Below are 16,919 nucleotides of genomic sequence, written 5' to 3'. Positions count from 1 at the left end.
CGAGTCGTAGGCTGGGCGTATGAAGAGCCCCCTGCTGTCCCTGCCCGGCGCCGTTCCCGCCGAGGGTGTGGACGAAGGCGTCGCCGCCCACTACGGCGACCTGTTCCGCGAGCAGCGTGCCCTCGCCGACGGCACCGGCTTCGTCGACCTCTCCCACCGCGGTGTCCTCACCGTCACGGGCGACGACCGGCTGAGCTGGCTGCACCTGCTGCTCACCCAGCACGTCAGCGACCTGCCGACCGGCCAGGCCACCGAGGCGCTGATCCTCTCCGCGAACGGCCACATCGAACACGCCCTGTACCTCGTCGACGACGGCACGACCGTCTGGGCCCACGTCGAGCCCGGCAGCCAGGAGGCGCTGATCGCCTACCTGGAGTCGATGAAGTTCTTCTACCGGGTCGAGGTCGCCGACCGCACCGCCGACACCGCCCTCGTGCACCTGCCGGCCGGTTCGATCGCCCAGGCCCCCGCCTCGGCCGTCGTCCGCGAGACGCCGTACGGGCGTGACCTCTTCCTGCCGCGGGAGGAGCTGGAGGCGTTCGCCGCCCAGGCCGGCCCGGCGGCCGGGATCCTCGCGCACGAGGCGCTGCGGGTCGAGCAGCACCGCCCGCGCCTCGGCTTCGAGACCGACCACCGGACCATCCCGCACGAGCTGGGCTGGATCGGCACGGCCGTGCACCTCCAGAAGGGCTGCTACCGCGGGCAGGAGACCGTCGCCCGGGTGCAGAACCTCGGCAAGCCGCCGCGTCGGCTGGTCTTCCTGCACCTGGACGGCAGCGAGGTCCACCTGCCGCCGAACGGGGCGGAGATCCGCCTCGCGGACGACGGGCCCGACGGCCGGAAGATCGGCTTCGTCACCACGTCCGTACGCCACCACGAGCTGGGCCCGGTCGCCCTCGCCCTGGTCAAGCGGAACGTACCGGTGGACGCCCGGCTGATGGCCGAGGACACGGCGGCCGCGCAGGAGACGGTCGTCGAGCCGTAGGGCCTCCAGGGCCCGTCTCAGACCTCCACGAGGACCGTGAACGGGCCGTCGTTCGTCAGGGACACCCGCATCTGCGCGCCGAAGCGGCCCGTCGCCACCGTCGCGCCCAGCGCGCGCAGCCGGGCGACGACCTCGTCGACCAGGGGTTCGGCGACGTCACCGGGGGCGGCGGCGTTCCAGGTGGGGCGGCGGCCCTTGCGGGCGTCGCCATAAAGAGTGAACTGGCTGATCACCAGCAGCGGGGCGTCGAGGTCGCTGCACGACTTCTCGTCGTGCAGGATCCGCACCGACCAGAGCTTGCGGGCCAGTTGCGCCGCCTTCTCCTCGGTGTCGTCGTGGGTGACACCGACCAGGACGCACAGGCCCTCGCCGTCGATCGCCCCCACGGTCTCGCCGTCCACCACGACGCTCGCGCCGTCCACCCTCTGCACCACTGCACGCATCCCGCAATGATGCCGTGCGCCCCTAGGGTGTGGAGGGGCGGGGCCGTAGGGGGTTTCTTTTCACTGCGAACCCCCCATCTGGGGCCGATCGGGTCCGATCGGGGGCACTCGGTCACATAGCGGCCACTTGGGGTGGCACGATGCTCCCAGACGCCGGGCGAGGGGACGGTTGAGGCGCATGAGCACACCGAGTACGGGGCGGTCGTTCGGGACTGCCGCGTTGACATGTCCGAGTGGGCGGGGCGGTCCGAGCGGTCCGGCCGGCCTGGGTGGTCCGGAGGCGCCCCGGGCGCCCGTGCAGCGCACGGACAGCCCCGAGCTGCCGGCGGACACCCCGGAGGGGGACCTGACCGCGCTGAGCCTGCCGGAGCTGCGCACGCTGCGCCGGGACGCCCAGCGCGAGGAGGCCGACCTCAGTTACGTACGGCGGCTGCTGCAGGGCCGTATCGACATCCTGCGCGCGGAGCTGGCGGGGCGCGGGCCGGCCCCGTCGTCGTCCGTGGTCACCACCGCGGCGACCGGATCGGTGGTGGAGCGGCTCTCCGAGATCCTCGCCGACGCCCCGGCCCGGCAGCGCTCCTCCGCCCGGCACGTGACGCTGGCCACCCCGCGCAGCGAGGAGTGCCGGCAGCTGGCCGCGGAGATGATGGGCGAGGTGGAGCTGTCCGACCTGACGGCCCGCACCGACGTCGAGCTGACCGCCGGGATGGGGCGGCTCGTCCGCTACGAGCAGCAGGTCTCCCGGAGCCGGCAGCGGCTCCAGCGCACGGCGGACGGCTGTAGCGCGGAGATCGCGCGCCGGTACCGTGAGGGGGAAGCACAAGTCGACGACCTGCTCGTGTGACACGGGGCGGCCATCCGCGCCGCCTCTGGAGCCCGGTGATCCCGGGCCGTCGCCGCGGGGGTCGTCCGTTCCGGAAGGCCACCGCCGATGCCCGCGCCCCAGCCGTCGCAACCGATGCAGCCGTCACACCCGTCGCAGCCGTCGCATGCGGACCGGGCCGCGCCCACGTCCGCCCTCTCGCCCGTCGTGCCGCCCGTCCTCGCCGAGGTCGTCCGGTCCGGCTTCGTCGAGGGGCGGCACCGGGGCAGCCTGGTGGTCCTGGGCACCGACGGAGCGGTGGAGCTGGCGCTGGGCGAGGTGACGGCGCCGGTCTTCCCGCGCTCCTCGAACAAGCCGATGCAGGCGGCGGGCGTGCTGCGGGCGGGCCTCGACCTCGCGGGGGAGCGGCTGGCGCTGGCCGCCGCGAGCCACTCCGGAGAACCGTTTCACCGTGATCTGGTCCGCAAGATGCTGGCCGAGTACGGCCTGGACCCGGCGCTGCTCCAGTGCCCGCCCGACCTGCCGCTGGACGCCGAGGAGCGGGAGACGTACCTGGCGTCCGGTGCCGAGCCCGACCGCGTCACCATGAACTGCTCCGGCAAGCACACCGCGATGCTGGCGGTCTGCGCGCAGCAGGGCTGGCCGCTGGAGACCTATCTCGACCCGGAGCACCCGCTCCAGCGCGTCATCCACAGGGTTGTGGAGGACGCGGCGGGCGAGCCGGTCGCCGCCGTCGGCACCGACGGGTGCGGGGCGCCGCTGATGGCGATCAGCCTGGTCGGGCTGGCCCGCGCCTTCCGTTCCTTCGTCGCCGCCGAGCCCGGTTCGGCCGAGCGCCGGGTCGCCGACGCGATGCGCGCGCACCCCGAGTACGTCGCCGGCAGCCGGCGGGCCGACACCTGGCTGATGCGCGAGGTGCCGGGCAGCCTCTCCAAGATGGGCGCCGAGGCCGTACAGGCGGTGGCCCTGCCGGACGGCCGCGCCCTCGCCTTCAAGATCGAGGACGGCGCGAGCCGGGCCCTGGGCCCGGTGCTGGCCCGCGCCCTGACGCTGCTCGGCGTGGAGGGCCCGGTCGTCGAACGCATCGGCCGGGCGGCCCTGCTGGGCGGCGGCCGGGAGGTGGGGGAGATCCGGGCGTCCTTCTGACGTCCGGGGCCTTCGGGGGCCGCTCTGTAAATCCCCGCGACGCGGCCGGACCGGCGATCTACGGTGAGCGTATGAGCCGCCGCACCGAGATAGACGTACGTCCCATCACCGAGGCCGAGTTCCCCGACTGGAACCGGGCGCTGAACACGGGATTCCTGCGGCCGCCCGCCGTGGCCGAGGAGCAGTTGGAGGCCCGCCGAAACGAGTTCGTGCCCGGCCGGTCGCTCGGCGCCTTCGACGGCGACCGGTGCGTGGCGACCTTCCGGTCCTTCGACCAGGAGCTGACGGCCGTCGGGGGCGGCCCGGTCCGGGCCGACGCGATCTCCAACGTCACCGTCACCGCGACCCACCGCCGCCGCGGCCTGCTCACCCGGATGATGGCGCAGGACCTGGCCGCGGCGAAGGAGCGCGGGGACGTCGTCGCGACGCTGATCGCGGCGGAGTACCCGATCTACGGCCGGTACGGCTTCGGCCCCGCCACGAGCCTGACCGAGTGGACCGTCGACGTCGCCCGCGCCGGTCTGGACCCGCGCTGGGCCGCCCCGGAGGACGGCGGCCGGATCGACCTCGTGGACGGCGCGGACGTCCGCAAGCTCGGCCCCGCGCTGCACGAGCGGCTGCGCCGGGCCCAGCCGGGCGCGGTCAGCCGGACCGAGCTGTGGTGGCGTTACCGGACCGGTGTCGTCGACTGGAACGGCTCCCCCTGGACCGAGCCCTGCTACGCCCTGTACCGCTCGGCGGACGGCGGGGTCGAGGGACTGGCCTCGTACCGGACCGACGACCACTGGGGCGACGCCAAGCAGCCGCTGAACACCGCGACCGTCGACTGGCTGATCGGGGTGACCCCGGCCGCCGAGCGTGCGCTGTGGCACTACCTGTGCTCGATCGACTGGGTCCAGACGGTGAAGAGCGGCTGGCGCGCCCCGGACGACCTGCTCCCGGACCTCCTGCCGGACCCGCGCGCGGCACGCATCACCACGCAGGCCGACTGGCTGTGGGTGCGGATCCTGGACGTGGCGCGGGCGCTGGAGGCGCGGACGTACGACGGGCAGGGGTCGCTGGTCCTCGAGGTCGTGGACCGGGGAGGCCTCACCGGCGGGCGGTGGCGGCTGGAGGCGGGGCCGGACGGGGCGTCCTGCGCGCCGACCACCGAGAGCGCCGACCTCGTGCTGGAGGTGGGCGAGCTGGCCGCGCTGTGGCTGGGCGACGGGTCGGCGGTGCGGCTGGCCGCGCTCGGCCGGGTGCGGGAAGAACGAGCGGGCGCCGCCCGTGTGGTCGACGCCCTGCTGCGTACGTCCAGGCGGCCTTGGTGCCCGGACATCTTCTGAGGTGACTCCCTTCCTCCGGTGACGGTGGACGTGCGCATCCGTAGCGCGGGTTCTTCGACGTGCTCTTCAGTTGTGGTTGTGGTTGTGGTTGTTGTGCCTGTTGTGCGTGGTGCCTACTGACCGGCCGGGCTCCCGGCTCCCCTCCGGAAGGGGGCCCGGCCGTCAGTACGTCGGTTCAGCCGGACTGGGCGAGCAGCATCACGAGGATCACCGCACCCACACCGCCGATCATGGTGTTCTTCGCCTTGATGCCGATGGACAGCGCGACGAACGCGATGATGCCCATCGGCCCGTACTTCCACTGCACGAGCTGCTCGAACCCGATGGCCAGAGCCGCGACGACGATGGCGATGAGCGGCATGGTGGTCCCCCTGTCACCGTGGTGGCCAACCCCCGTGAGGCTCGACCACGTTGCTCAAGTTGGCTGCCAACTTCACTGTACTTATCTCCGCTTGGAAGCGTCTCATAACCACCTTTCCGCGAACTGCCGGAAGATGGCGAGAAGTTGTAGGGTTTGGTCGTGGAGCCGGAACACGCCCCCGTCAACGGGCGGGAGAGACCGCAGCGGCCACAGGCAACACATCGAGAGGTGGCCGACGAGCTGCGCGCCCGGATCAGGTCCGGTCGACTGCGGCCGGGCCAGCGCATGCCCACGCAGGCCCAGTTGGCCGAGGAGTTCGGCGTGGAGCGGGGCGCCGTCCGCCAGGCCCTGCGCATCCTTCAGTCGGAACGTCTGCTCACCAATGTGTCCAAGGGGAGCCCGGCGACCGTCGCGCCCGACCCGTACGGCCCCCAGGCCGGCCCCGAAGCGCGGCCGATGCCCACCACCGTGGCCCTCGCCTCCCGGATCGCGGCGGCCTTCGCCGCCGAGCACGTCGAGATCGACGCGCTCTGCCTGACCTCCGTCTCCCTCACCCTCGCCCTCGGCGAACCGCTGAGCCAGATCCACGCCGGGCGACTGAAACCGGCCAAGGTCGACGTCCGGGTCCTGCTGCCGAGCGGCGACATCGACCTCGCCTTCCCGGTGGCGGTCTCCGGCGGCGCGGCGGGCGGCCCGGTGCACGAGCGGTGGCTGGCGATGCGCAACGCCCAGGGGCAGGTGCTCCGGCACAACCTGCTGAGCCTGCGCGCCACGCACGGCATAGACGTGCGCGTCACCTTCCGCGCGCTGCCCTTCACCCCGCCCGTGAAGCTGTACGTGCTCAACGGCAGCGAGGCCCTGTTCGCGTACTACACCCTCGGCCGGCGCGAGCAGGAGATCGACCACGAGCAGCTGGAGATGTACGACGCGGAGGGCATCCGCTCGACGCTGTTCGCCTTCGAACAGGGCGGTGGCCTGCGCGACGGCGTGTTCGTGAAGCAGTCCCGGCTGTGGTTCGACGCGCTGTGGGGGACGATCAGCTCGGAGCTGGTGCTCACGGGCTGACCGTCCCCCTCACAGCGCGGGACCCGCGACCAGGAGGGCCAGCAGCACCGCTCCGGCGGAGCTGACGGAGGGGCTCTTGGCCTTGATGCCTATGGTGAGCAGGAGCAGGCCGACGATGCCGGTGGCACCGTACTTCCACTGGACGATCTGCTCGAAGGCGATGACGAAGACCGCGGAGACCAGGGTGAGGACGGGCATGGCCTTCCCCCCTTCGGGAAGATAGACTTTCGCCAACTGGGCGAAGTTGGCAACCAACTCTCCCTAGGTTGTCCCCACTTGGCTACTACCTATAAACAAGTTTCAAACAACTCCCTATAGGTAGGTCGAAGTTGTAGCGTTTGGTCGTGACTCAGGAGAACGTGTCCGTGAACGGCAGCAGAAGGCTCTCGGCCCAGGAGATCGCCGACGTCCTGCGGGAGCGGATCCGCGGGGGAGACCTCAGGGCGGGCGACCGCCTGCCCACCCAGGCCGAACTGGCCGAGGAGTTCGGCGTGGAGCGCGGCACCGTCCGCCAGGCCCTGCGCGCGCTCCAGGAGGACGGCCTGCTCACCAACGTCAGCAAGGGCAGCCCGCCCCGCATCGCCGAGCCCGTCACACCGCGGGCCGAGCCGCAGCCGACGATGGTGGCGCTCGGGCCGCGCCTGGCGGAGGCGTTCGCGGCACCGCACGTGAAGGTCGACGTCGTGTGCCACACCTCGGAGACGCTGATGCTGGCCCTCAGCGAGCCGCTCCGCCTGATCCACGAGGGCCGCATCCACCCGGAGTCGATCGACTTCCGCGTGCTGATGCCCTCCCGCGACATCGAACTCGCCTTCCCCGTCCTGGTCGAGGACGAGGAGGACGACCCGGTCCACCAGCGCTGGCTGCAGATGCGCAACGCCCAGGCCCGCGTCCTCCAGCACAACCTGCACGCCGTGCGCTCCACCCACCGCGTCGACGTGCGCATCGCCTTCCGCGCCCTGCCGTTCACCCCGCCGATGAAGCTGTACCTGCTCAACGGCGAGGAGGCCCTCCTCGGCTACTACATGCTGACCCGGCGCGAGGAGGAGTACGAGAGCCGGACGCTCCAGATGTACGACGCGCTCGGCTCCCAGTCGCTGCTGTTCTCGTTCCTGAAGCGGAGCGGTCACCGCGACGCGGTGTTCGTGGAGGAATCACAGAAGTGGTTCGACGCCCTCTGGGAAACCATCACCACGGACATGACACTCTCCTAGTGACTTCCGATACGGATCAGACGGAACCGGTGAGCGGGCGGGCCGGCCCGGACGAGCAGTCCGAGGCCCTGCGGGACCTGGTCATGGGTGCCCGCTTCGTCCTGTGGGACTTCGACGGCCCCATCTGCAGACTGTTCGCGGGCTACTCGGCCGACCTGGTGGCGGCCGAACTGGTGGACTGGCTGGAGCGGCTGGGCCTCAAGGACCTGCTCACCCAGGAGGAGCAGGTCCACCCGGACCCGCACGCCCTGCTGGCCGCGGTCAACCGCAGACACCGGCAGAGCGACCTGGTCGTCGAGTTCGAGGAACGGCTGACCCGGGAGGAACGGCGCGCCGTGCCCACCGCGTGGCCGACCGCGTACGCGGACGCCCTGATCCGCACCTGGTCCGCCCTCGGCGTGGGCCTCGCGGTCACCACCAACAACTCGCCCCGCGTGGTGAGCGAGTACCTGGAGACCCGGGGCCTGCTGGGCTGCTTCGCCCCCCACATCTACGGCCGCACCGGGGACCCGCACCTGCTCAAACCCGACCCCCACTGCCTCAACCGCGCCCTGAGCGCGATGGGCGCCGCCCCCGCACGGGCCCTGATGGTCGGCGACTCGGCCTCCGACGTGACCGCCGCCCGGCGGGCCGGCGTGCCCTTCCTGGGCTACGGCCACAACGAACGGAAGACCAAGCTCCTCAAACAGGCGGGCGCGGACACGGTCGTCGACTCCCTGGAGCCGGTCCTCAGACTGCTGTGGGAGGCGGCGGGCCCGGGACCCGTACGGGCCTGACCCGCCCCGGCGTCGTACACGTGCCCATCCGTTCGCCGTGCGGAGGGACGGCGCGGCGGCGTTCGCCGGGGTTCCGCGGGGATGAGGGGGACAACAGGAGTACCGTTTTCCCACTCCTGCACCTCCGCAAGGGTCAAGGCGAAAGAAAAACGGTAGATGTCGCCTCAATCGGCCTCCCCCGCCCGGCTCCGTGCCGTCGAGGTGAGCGGTGACGCAAGCGCGGTCGAGGGCCCCCTGCGCGGTTACCACCACGAGACGTACGTGGTTCCGCTGCCCGGAGCCACGGGTGCCGCGGACGGGGCCCGCTGGAAGTGCCGCGAGCCGCGCAGCGGCCTGCTCTGGTTCGACCGCCGGTGCTTCGTCTCGGAGGAGCAGCTGCTGCGCGCCCTTCAGGGCCGGATCACCGGCGTGCCGGACGTCTTCGAGGTCGGCGGGCTGCCCCTTCAACGGTTCGTCGAGGGCCGGACCCTCGGATCGCTGCACGGGGCCGGCCGGGCGGTGCCCGAGGCGTTCACGCGGCAGATCGTGCGGCTCTTCGGCGAGATGGCGGCCGTCACGGCGCGGACGCTGCCGGTGGAGCGGCGGTGCGGTGCCGAGGACCGGCCGGCGGACGGCGACACCGACGGCTTCATGGAACGGCTCGTCTGCTTCACCGAGCAGCGCGTCTACCGGCAGAACCTGCCGCGGTTCGGCTCCCTCTACGCGGCCCTGGGACTGGACGACGACGCGTTCAAGCGCCTGCGCAAGCACGTCGCCGGGCTCCGGGAACGTCCGTTCTGCCTGCTCCACGCCGACCTGCACCGCGAGAACGTCATCGTCGACGCGGACCGGCGGCTGTGGACCATCGACTGGGAACTGGCGATGGTCGGCGATCCGCTCTACGACCTCGCCACTCATCTGCACCTGATGCGCTACCCGTCCCGGCAGGGCCCCCGGATGGCGGAGCAGTGGAGCCGCACGGTCGAGGCCGTGCGCCCCGGCGGCACCCGCGGCTGGCGCGAGGACCTGGAGCGGATCGTCGGCTACAAGAGGGCCCAGTCGGTCTTCACCGACGTCGTCCGCGAAGCCGTCTCGCTGGGGCGGGACGCGCGATCGGCCGGCCCCGGGGTCGGTGCCGCCGCCGCCCGGCTGCACGCCGTCCTCACCGGCGCGGCCCCGCCCCTCGGACTGGAGTCGGTGCCCGGCCCCGCCGAGATCGGTACCGCCCTCGTGCGGTGGGGCCGCGCGCACCCGGACGCGGAGGAGCCCCTGCCGGACACCCCGTAGGGCCTGTCTGACAATTCCCGTCTGCCGCGCGACGCCATGCACGCACTCTCGCCGCACCGGCTCCAGACCCGAGTACGGCCAGTACGCGGGTCTGGGGCCGGCGCACCGAGAGCACGCACCTGACGCCGCGCGGCCGCCCTTCGGGCGACGACGCGAATTGTCAGACAGGCCCTAGGCTCGCCTGCATGAACGCCCCCGGTCTGCGCGAGCGCAAGAGGCAGCGGATGTTCCGGACCCTGTCGGACATCGCCGTCGAACTCTTCCTGGAGAAGGGCTTCGACGCGGTGTCCGTCGCCGAGGTGGCGGCCGCGGCCGAGGTCTCCAAGCCGACGCTCTTCCGGTACTTCCCGGCCAAGGAGGACCTGGTCCTGCACCGGATCGCCGACCACGAGGACGAGGCGGCCCGGGTGGCGGCGGCGGGGCAGCCCGCGCCGGTCGACGCGCTGCGGCGGCACTTCCTGGCGGGCCTTGAGCGGTGCGACCCGGTGACCGGGCTCAACGACCACCCCGCCGTACTCGCCTTCCACCGGCTGCTCTACGGCACCCCCGCCCTGGTCGCCCGGATGCACACCCAGCTGGAGCGGTCCGAGGCCGCGCTCGCCGAGGTGCTCGGCGGTGACCTGGACGCCAGGCTGGCAGCCGGACAGATCATCGCCGTGCAGCGGGTCCTCGCGCTGGACAACTGGCGGCGGATCGCCGCCGGGGAACGGGTGGCGGACGTCCGGGACGACGCGGTCACGGCGGCGGAACGGGCGTTCGCCGGGCTGGCGAGAGGGCTGGCGGCAGGGCGGCCGCGGAGGAGCGCCGGGCCGTTGGAGGGATGACCGGCCGCGGTCGGTTCGGCGGCCGGGTCCCGTCCCTCCGCCCGGTCCCGCCGTCCGGCCCCGGCCCGCTCAGGCGCCCGCGCCGCCGTCGACCGGCACGATCGCGCCGGTCACCCACGAGGCGCGGTCGCTGAGCAGCCACGCGGCGACCTCGGCGACCTCGCGGGGCTCGGCCATCCGGCCGAACGGGGTCGACGCGTTGATGCGGTCGACGACGCCGGGGGTCGCCTCCTCCCACGCGTCGATCATCTCCGTGGCGGTGCCGCCCGGCGTGATGCCGTTCACCCGGATACGGTCGGCGGCCCAGCTCACCGCGGCGGTCTCGGTGAGGCTGTTCAGCGCGCGCTTCATGGCGCCGTACGCGGGCAGGGCCGGGTTCGCGCGGCGGCTGCCGATGCTCGACGTGTTGACGATCGCCCCGCCACCGGTGCGCCGCATGAGCGCGGCCTCGGCGTTCATGGCGGTCCAGTGCGAGCGGAAGTTCACGGCGAACTGCTCGTCGACGTCCTCGTCGCTCGTCGTGTCGAGCGGACCGGGCCGCTGGATCGCCGCGCCGTTGTTGAAGGCGCCGTCGAGTCGGCCGTGCAGGTTCCCCACGTGGTCGACGGCGGCGCGGATGCTCGCGGGGTCGGCCAGGTCCAGGGCGACGGCGTCGGCGACACCGCCGTCGGCGCGGATCTCCTTCACCACGCGGTCCAGGGCGTCGGTACCGCGGGCGGCGAGCACGACGGCGGCGCCCTCGGCGGCGAAGAGCCGGGCCGCGGCCGCCCCGATGCCGCGGCTGGCACCGGTGATGAACAGGACCTTGCCGGTGAGCAGGCCGATGGGTGCGCTGTGGACGGTGTGCGTGCTGTTCGGCGCGTCGGTGTCGTTCGTGTCGCTCGTGTCGTTCGTGTTGTTCGTGTTGTTCGTCATGGTCGACAGCGTCCGGCCGCCCGGCGGGCGGATACAGGCACAGGCTGTACCAGGCACCCGGCGCCGCGCGGCGTGCAGACTCGGGGTATGGACAACAAGAAGGAGCTCGGGGCGTTCCTCCGCAGCCGCCGCGAGCGGCTCCGGCCGGAGGACGTCGGACTCCCCTCGGGCCCGCGGCGCCGGACACCGGGTCTTCGCCGCGAGGAGGTGGCGGTCCTCGCGCACATCTCCACCGAGTACTACGTCCGGCTCGAACAGGGCAGGGCGCCGCGGCCGTCGGGCGAGGTCCTCGCCGGGATCGCGGGCGCCCTGCGGCTCACGGACGCCGAGTCCGACCACCTCCACGTCCTCGCGGGCACCGCGCCGAGCCGCACCGGACTGCACCGGCGCGATGTCCGCCCGAGCATCCTCGCGCTCATCGAGCGGCTCCCGCTGACGGCCGCCTTCGTGGTCTCCGCCGCGTACGACGTGCTCGCGTGGAACGGCCTCGCGGCCGCGCTCATGGAGGACTTCGGCGAACTCGCCCCCAGGGACCGCAACCTGGCGCGCTGGGCGTTCCTCGGCGCCACGCCCACCGGCACCGAGCTGTACGGGACCTCCCACGGCGCGGACTTCCGGCTGCACGTCGTCATGGGACTGCGGTCCGCGCTCGCCCGGTACCCGTCGGACCCGGCGGTGCGGGAACTCGTCGACGAGCTGAGCGACGCCAGTCCCGAGTTCGGGCGGCTCTGGGAGCGGCACGACGTCCAGGCCGCGCCGACGCTCACGAAGACCTTCCGGCACCCGGTCGTCGGGGAGGTCACCGTCGACTGCGACTCGCTCGTCCTCGACGACCGCGACCAGCGCCTCGTCCTCTACTCCGCGCCGGCCGGATCACCGGACGCCGAGGCCCTGGCGCTCCTGGACCTACTGGGGAGCCGGGCGGACGGACACTTCAGCGCGGCGGCCCGGCCTTGAACTGACCGAGTAAAAAATGTAACCCGGTAACGTCATTCCGGTAGGCTTGCCGGAATGACGTCGACCGAACCCGCCCTCCAGCGCGCCCTCGACCGCGAACGCGCCCACCACGAACACTGCCGGACCGTCCTCGCCGCGATGGTCGAGGGCGCCCAGGAACACGTCGTCACCGGCGAGGACGTCTCCGCCTCCGGTGCCGACGCCGAGGTCCTCGGGTACCGGCTGCGCAGCCGGGCCAAGGAGATGCGCGAACTGCCGCCGGGCCCGCTGTTCTTCGGACGGCTCGACTTCGCGGAAGGCGAGGAGACCGGGCGGGCGCTGCACATCGGGCGGCTGCGCATCACCGAGCACCCGGCCGCCCCGCCCCTCGTCGTCGACTGGCGCGCCCCCGTCTCCCGCGCCTTCTACCAGGCCACCGCGGGCGACCCGCGCGGCGTGGCGGTCCGCCGCCGCTTCGGATGGGCGCCCGGCAGCCGCGGCGACGCCGCCGACCTCACCGGCATGGAGGACGAGCACCTCGGGCGGGGCGAGTCCCGGGCGAGCGCCATCGTCGCGCGGGAGATCGAACGGCCCCGCGTCGGACCCATGCGGGACATCGCCGCCACCATCCAGCCCGAGCAGGACGACCTGGTCCGCGCCGCTCTCGGCAGCACCGTCTGCGTCCAGGGCGCCCCGGGCACCGGCAAGACCGCCGTCGGCCTGCACCGGGCCGCGTACCTCCTCTACACCCACCCGCAGCGCATCAGGCGGGGCGGCCTGCTGATCCTCGGCCCGAACCCGACCTTCCTCTCCTACATCGCCGAGGTGCTCCCCGCCCTCGGCGAGAGCGGCGTACGGCAGTCCACGCTGGACCGGGAGATCGCCCGGCACCCGGTCACCCGCACCGACGACGCACCGGCCGCCGCCCTCAAGCACGACGCCCGGACCGCCGAGGTGCTGCGCCGCGCCCTCTACGCGCGCGTGGACCCGGGCGCCGCCGGAGACCTCGCCGTGCCGGACGGCGCCTACCGCTGGCGGGTCCCGGCCGAGGCGCTGGCCCGCATCGTCGCGGAGGTCCGGGAGGAGGAGCCGCCGTACGACGTCGGGCGCGAGCGGGTCAGGGCCCGGATCGTGCGGTACGTCCAGGAGCGGGCCGAGCGGCGCGCCGGGCCGCAGAGCAATGCCTGGCTGCGCCGCGTCGAACGGTGCCGGCCGGTCGGCGCGGCCCTCGACGCCGCATGGCCCCGGGTGCGCCCCGAAGAGGTCGTCGCGCCGCTGCTCGGCGACCCCGGAGTGCTGGCCCGCGCCGCCGCCGGACTGCTGGACCAGGAGGAGCAGCGGGCCCTGCGGTGGACGGGGCGGGCACCGCGGTCGTGGCGGTCGGCGCGCTGGTCCGCCGCCGATCTGCTCCTCCTCGACGAGGTCGCCGGACTCCTCGGACACCCCGAGGGCTACGGCCACATCGTCGTCGACGAGGCCCAGGACCTGTCCCCGATGGAGTGCCGGGCCATCGCCCGCAGGTCGGCCTTCGGTTCGCTCACCGTCCTCGGCGACCTCGCCCAGGGGACCACGCCGTGGGCCGCGCGCTCCTGGCGGACCGTCCTCGCCCACCTGGGCCGCCCGGACGCGGCCGTGGTGCCGCTGACCACCGGATTCCGGGTGCCGCAGGAGGTGGTGGGCCTCGCCAATCGGCTGCTCGCACGGCTCGGCGTGGACGTGCCGCCGGCCCGCTCGCTGCGCGGCGACGGCGAGTTGACGCTGCGCCAGGCCGTCCCCGGCGCCGTGCCGGAGGCGGTCGTGGACGCCGTACGGCACGCGCTCACCCGGGAGGGCTCGGTGGGCGTCGTCGCCGCCGACCCGGACGTGCCGGGACTGCGGGCCGCCCTCGACGCGGCCGGCATCGCGGCGGCCGGACCCGAGGCGCTCTGCTCCCGGGTGGCCGTCGTGCCGGCGAGCGTGGTCAAGGGCCTGGAGTACGACCACGTCGTCGCCGTCGAACCGGCGGCGATCGCGGCGGCGGAGGGCCCCGGCGGGCGGGGCCTGCACCGGCTGTACGTGGTGCTCACCCGCGCGGTGTCGCGGCTGGACGTGGTCCACGCGCGGCCCCTGCCGTTCTGACGTGCTCGCTCCCCCGCCCGGGTCAGCGCCCGGTGATCACCTCCGCGACCCGGGTGTAGCCGTCGGAGCCGTGCCCCCGGGCGACGACCCGGCGGGCCTGTCCCTCGATCACCCGCATCAGGCTCGCGTCGATGCCGTGCGCCTCGGCGGCGTGGACGACGTGCGCCATGGTCGAGACGGCCGAGGTGACCGGGTTGATCGCGCCCGAGTACGTCCCGGCGTCCGTGTCGGCGGCGAACTCCGTGAACAGCGGCGGCAGGATCGCGGCGATGCCGTGCGCGAACGGCGCGAGTTCCGCGCCGGTGACGCCCTCCGCCCGGGCCACCGCGAGGGCGTGCGCGTAACCCGCCATCGCCGTCCAGAAGACGTCGAGCAGCGCGATGTCGTAGGCCGCCGCCCGCCCGGGGTCCTCGCCCAGGTGGGTGTGGGTGCCGCCGAGCGCCGCCAGCACCGGCCGGTGCTCCTCGTACAGCTCCTCGGGGCCGCTGTGCAGGAACACGCCGTCGTCCGTGCCGATGGTCGGGGCGGGGGTCATGATCGCGCCGTCCAGGTAGCGGACGCCGTGCCGGGCGGCCCACTCGGCCGTGTCCCGGGCGCGCCCGGGGGTGTCGGCGCTCAGGTTCACGACCGTCCGGCCCTTGAGCGCGGCGGTGACGGCCTCCTGGCGCAGCACGGCGTCCGAGGCGTCGTAGTTCACCACGCAGACGACCGTCAGCGGCGAGGCGGCGACCGCCTCCTCGGCCGACGCGGCGGCGACCGCGCCCGCCGCGACCAGCTCGGCGTCCCGCCCCGGCGTGCGGTTCCAGACGGTGGTGGCCACCCCCGCGGCCACGAACGCGGCGGCCAGCGCACGGCCCATCGGACCCAGGCCGACGACGGTGACGGCGGTGGCGGTGGCGGTGACGGCGGAGGGCCGCCCGGTGGGTGCGGACATGCTTCAACTCCCGTAACGTGAAGAACAATTGCTGATGAATGGGGGCACCTCATGGCACACCGGCGCCACGATCCGAACGTCTGCGGAGTGACCGCCGCGATCGCCGTGATCGAGGGCAAGTGGAAGACCACGCTGCTGTGGCTGCTGGAGTCCGGCCCGCACCGCCCGGCCGAGCTGCGCCGGAGGGCGCCGGGCCTCACCGAGAAGGTGCTGACGCAGGCGCTGCGCGAGATGGAGGCGGACGACCTGGTGGACCGACGGGTGTACGACGTGCTGCCGCTGCGGACCGAGTACTCCCTGACCCCGTTCGGCCGCGATCTCGCCGAGGCCCTTTCCCCCCTCTCCGACTGGGGCCACCGCCGCCTGGACCGGCTGGCGGCACCGGAGCCCGCCGTCCGCGCGCCTTCCTGACGCCCGCCTGCCGTCTCAGTTTCGGACGGCCGCGACGCGTTGCCCAGTACGCACAAAAAAGTGGGTACGGAGCCGGGGGAGCCGGGAGGAGCCGGGGGCCGGGGTCCGGAGGCGGCGACACACTATTGCAAGCAGATGCTTGCAATAGTTAGCGCGGTGGCGCATGCTGGACGCATGGCATCGCTCAACGTCGGCAATCTCGGTGAGTACCTGCGCGAGCAGCGGCGCAACGCGCAGCTGTCGCTCCGGCAGCTCGCCGACGCCGCGGGCGTGTCCAACCCGTACCTGAGCCAGATCGAGCGCGGGCTGCGCAAGCCGAGCGCGGAGGTGCTCCAGCAGGTCGCCAAGGCGCTGCGGATCTCCGCCGAGACGCTGTACGTCCGCGCGGGGATCCTCGACGCGGAGCGGGACCGGGAGGACGTGGAGACGCGTGCGGTCATCCTCGCCGACCCCTCGCTGAACGAGCGCCAGAAACAGGTGCTGCTCCAGGTCTACGAGTCCTTCCGCAAGGAGAACGGGTTCGGGACCGACGCGGAGCCGGGCGCCGACGCCGACATCGCCGTCGACGGGGCTGCAACGACACAAAACCCTCACTCGTAAGCAATTCCGGAGGACCATCACCATGGCCATCACCGACGACCTGCGCAAGACCTTCAGCGACCCCACCCCGCTCTACTTCGCCGCGGGCACCGCCGACCTCGCCTTCCAGCAGGCCAAGAAGGTGCCGGTGCTGGTGGAGCAGCTGCGCGCGGAGGCCCCGGCGCGGATCGACGCCGTACGCAACACCGACCCGAAGGCCGTCCAGGAGAAGGCGACGGCCCGCGTCAAGGAGACCCAGGGCAGCCTCCAGGCCAAGGCCAACGAGCTGTTCGGCAACCTCGACGCCGACTTCAAGAAGCTCGGCGAGACCGCCCAGGACCTCGCGCTGCGCTCCGTCGGTGTCGCCGCCGAGTACGCCGTCAAGGCCCGGGAGACCTACGAGAAGGTCGCCGAGCGCGGCGAGCACGCGGTGCGCACCTGGCGCGGCCAGGCCGCCGACGGCATCGAGGACCTCGCCGAGGACGTGGAGGACCTCGCGGTCGCCGTCGAGCCGGCCAAGCCCGCCCCGGCCAGGCCCGCGACGCCCAAGCCGGCGACGGCCAAGTCCGAGCCGGTCCGGGTCACCGAGGACAAGTCCGCGGCGGCGAAGAAGACGCCCGCCCCGCGCAAGGCCCCGGCCAAGAAGAACACCACCGCCAGGAAGACGACGCCGCCCGCCAAGTAGGGCAGGGCGCGAGGAGCGGAGAGCGGGCCGGGCACCCTTGGGGTGTCCGGCTCGTTCTGCGGGTACGGTGACCGCGTAATGACGATCCGATTCTGGTGGTGGACGTTGTG

19 protein-coding genes are annotated in these 16,919 nt (G+C 73.2%); 14 read left to right on the top strand and 5 right to left on the bottom strand.

What is annotated here, in order from left to right; all coding sequences use genetic code 11:
• Window positions 1-19 precede the first annotated feature (19 nt).
• Window positions 20-985, top strand: a complete 966-nt coding sequence (ygfZ, locus tag Sru02f_RS36685) for a CAF17-like 4Fe-4S cluster assembly/insertion protein YgfZ (RefSeq protein WP_109035115.1) — start codon at window positions 20-22, stop codon at window positions 983-985.
• A 17-nt stretch (window positions 986-1,002) separates the two neighbouring features.
• On the opposite strand, the gene dtd is transcribed toward ygfZ, so the two are convergent.
• Window positions 1,003-1,428 carry a D-aminoacyl-tRNA deacylase gene (gene dtd / locus Sru02f_RS36680; protein ID WP_109035117.1) on the bottom strand — a complete coding sequence of 142 codons (426 nt, stop codon included), beginning with the start codon at window positions 1,426-1,428 and terminating at the stop codon, window positions 1,003-1,005.
• A 178-nt stretch (window positions 1,429-1,606) separates the two neighbouring features.
• On the opposite strand from dtd, the gene Sru02f_RS36675 reads away from it, so the two are divergent.
• The 3 genes from Sru02f_RS36675 (at window position 1,607) to Sru02f_RS36665 (ending at window position 4,725) form a co-directional block, all read left to right on the top strand.
• Entirely contained in the window at window positions 1,607-2,272 is a 666-nt protein-coding gene (locus Sru02f_RS36675) for an RsiG family protein (protein WP_109035119.1), read from the top strand.
• A 114-nt stretch (window positions 2,273-2,386) separates the two neighbouring features.
• Complete coding sequence (locus tag Sru02f_RS36670; protein WP_109035802.1) at window positions 2,387-3,397, top strand: asparaginase; 1,011 nt, start codon at window positions 2,387-2,389, stop codon at window positions 3,395-3,397.
• A 71-nt stretch (window positions 3,398-3,468) separates the two neighbouring features.
• On the top strand, window positions 3,469-4,725 hold the full coding sequence (locus Sru02f_RS36665; RefSeq protein WP_109035121.1) for a GNAT family N-acetyltransferase: 1,257 nt from the start codon (window positions 3,469-3,471) through the stop codon (window positions 4,723-4,725).
• A 175-nt stretch (window positions 4,726-4,900) separates the two neighbouring features.
• Here the strand turns inward: Sru02f_RS36665 and Sru02f_RS36660 are convergent, their stop codons facing one another.
• Window positions 4,901-5,086 carry a hypothetical protein gene (locus tag Sru02f_RS36660; protein ID WP_003974784.1) on the bottom strand — a complete coding sequence of 62 codons (186 nt, stop codon included), beginning with the start codon at window positions 5,084-5,086 and terminating at the stop codon, window positions 4,901-4,903.
• A 153-nt stretch (window positions 5,087-5,239) separates the two neighbouring features.
• Here Sru02f_RS36660 and Sru02f_RS36655 point away from each other — a divergent pair, with 153 nt between their 5' ends.
• Window positions 5,240-6,151, top strand: coding sequence for a FadR/GntR family transcriptional regulator (locus Sru02f_RS36655; RefSeq protein WP_109035123.1), 912 nt, complete (start codon window positions 5,240-5,242; stop codon window positions 6,149-6,151).
• A gap of 9 nt (window positions 6,152-6,160) precedes the next feature.
• Here the strand turns inward: Sru02f_RS36655 and Sru02f_RS36650 are convergent, their stop codons facing one another.
• Entirely contained in the window at window positions 6,161-6,349 is a 189-nt protein-coding gene (locus Sru02f_RS36650; RefSeq protein WP_087808600.1) for a hypothetical protein, read from the bottom strand.
• Window positions 6,350-6,489: 140 nt separating this feature from the next.
• Between Sru02f_RS36650 and Sru02f_RS36645 the strand changes: the two genes are divergently transcribed.
• From Sru02f_RS36645 to Sru02f_RS36630, 4 genes are all read left to right on the top strand, one after another.
• Window positions 6,490-7,365 (top strand): winged helix-turn-helix domain-containing protein, encoded by an 876-nt coding sequence (locus Sru02f_RS36645; RefSeq protein ID WP_109035125.1) that lies wholly within the window; start codon window positions 6,490-6,492, stop codon window positions 7,363-7,365.
• Window positions 7,365-8,141, top strand: coding sequence for an HAD family hydrolase (locus Sru02f_RS36640; protein WP_373103696.1), 777 nt, complete (start codon window positions 7,365-7,367; stop codon window positions 8,139-8,141). The genes Sru02f_RS36645 and Sru02f_RS36640 overlap by 1 nt, the downstream gene beginning before the upstream one ends.
• Before the next feature lie 156 nt (window positions 8,142-8,297).
• On the top strand, window positions 8,298-9,407 hold the full coding sequence (locus tag Sru02f_RS36635) for a phosphotransferase (protein ID WP_109035129.1): 1,110 nt from the start codon (window positions 8,298-8,300) through the stop codon (window positions 9,405-9,407).
• Between the two features lie 185 nt (window positions 9,408-9,592).
• On the top strand, window positions 9,593-10,231 hold the full coding sequence (locus Sru02f_RS36630; protein WP_109035131.1) for a TetR family transcriptional regulator: 639 nt from the start codon (window positions 9,593-9,595) through the stop codon (window positions 10,229-10,231).
• A 69-nt stretch (window positions 10,232-10,300) separates the two neighbouring features.
• Here Sru02f_RS36630 and Sru02f_RS36625 read toward each other — a convergent pair whose 3' ends face one another.
• Window positions 10,301-11,146, bottom strand: coding sequence for an SDR family NAD(P)-dependent oxidoreductase (locus Sru02f_RS36625; protein ID WP_109035133.1), 846 nt, complete (start codon window positions 11,144-11,146; stop codon window positions 10,301-10,303).
• 87 nt (window positions 11,147-11,233) lie between these two features.
• Between Sru02f_RS36625 and Sru02f_RS36620 the strand changes: the two genes are divergently transcribed.
• Together Sru02f_RS36620 and Sru02f_RS36615 are read left to right on the top strand one after the other, a co-directional pair.
• Window positions 11,234-12,103, top strand: a complete 870-nt coding sequence (locus Sru02f_RS36620; protein ID WP_109035135.1) for a helix-turn-helix transcriptional regulator — start codon at window positions 11,234-11,236, stop codon at window positions 12,101-12,103.
• Between the two features lie 54 nt (window positions 12,104-12,157).
• Window positions 12,158-14,200 carry a HelD family protein gene (locus tag Sru02f_RS36615; protein WP_109035137.1) on the top strand — a complete coding sequence of 681 codons (2,043 nt, stop codon included), beginning with the start codon at window positions 12,158-12,160 and terminating at the stop codon, window positions 14,198-14,200.
• A 22-nt stretch (window positions 14,201-14,222) separates the two neighbouring features.
• On the opposite strand, the gene Sru02f_RS36610 is transcribed toward Sru02f_RS36615, so the two are convergent.
• Window positions 14,223-15,134 carry an NAD(P)-dependent oxidoreductase gene (locus Sru02f_RS36610; protein WP_109035139.1) on the bottom strand — a complete coding sequence of 304 codons (912 nt, stop codon included), beginning with the start codon at window positions 15,132-15,134 and terminating at the stop codon, window positions 14,223-14,225.
• A 51-nt stretch (window positions 15,135-15,185) separates the two neighbouring features.
• On the opposite strand from Sru02f_RS36610, the gene Sru02f_RS36605 reads away from it, so the two are divergent.
• From Sru02f_RS36605 to Sru02f_RS36595, 3 genes are all read left to right on the top strand, one after another.
• Entirely contained in the window at window positions 15,186-15,545 is a 360-nt protein-coding gene (locus Sru02f_RS36605) for a winged helix-turn-helix transcriptional regulator (RefSeq protein WP_109035141.1), read from the top strand.
• 174 nt (window positions 15,546-15,719) lie between these two features.
• Window positions 15,720-16,145 carry a helix-turn-helix domain-containing protein gene (locus Sru02f_RS36600; RefSeq protein ID WP_109035143.1) on the top strand — a complete coding sequence of 142 codons (426 nt, stop codon included), beginning with the start codon at window positions 15,720-15,722 and terminating at the stop codon, window positions 16,143-16,145.
• 22 nt (window positions 16,146-16,167) lie between these two features.
• Entirely contained in the window at window positions 16,168-16,809 is a 642-nt protein-coding gene (locus Sru02f_RS36595; protein ID WP_109035145.1) for a hypothetical protein, read from the top strand.
• Window positions 16,810-16,919 lie beyond the last annotated feature (110 nt).

Source organism: Streptomyces rubrogriseus (assembly GCF_027947575.1).
GTDB classification, from domain to species: Bacteria; Actinomycetota; Actinomycetes; order Streptomycetales; family Streptomycetaceae; genus Streptomyces; species Streptomyces rubrogriseus.
This window is presented reverse-complemented; position numbering and strand designations above follow the sequence as displayed.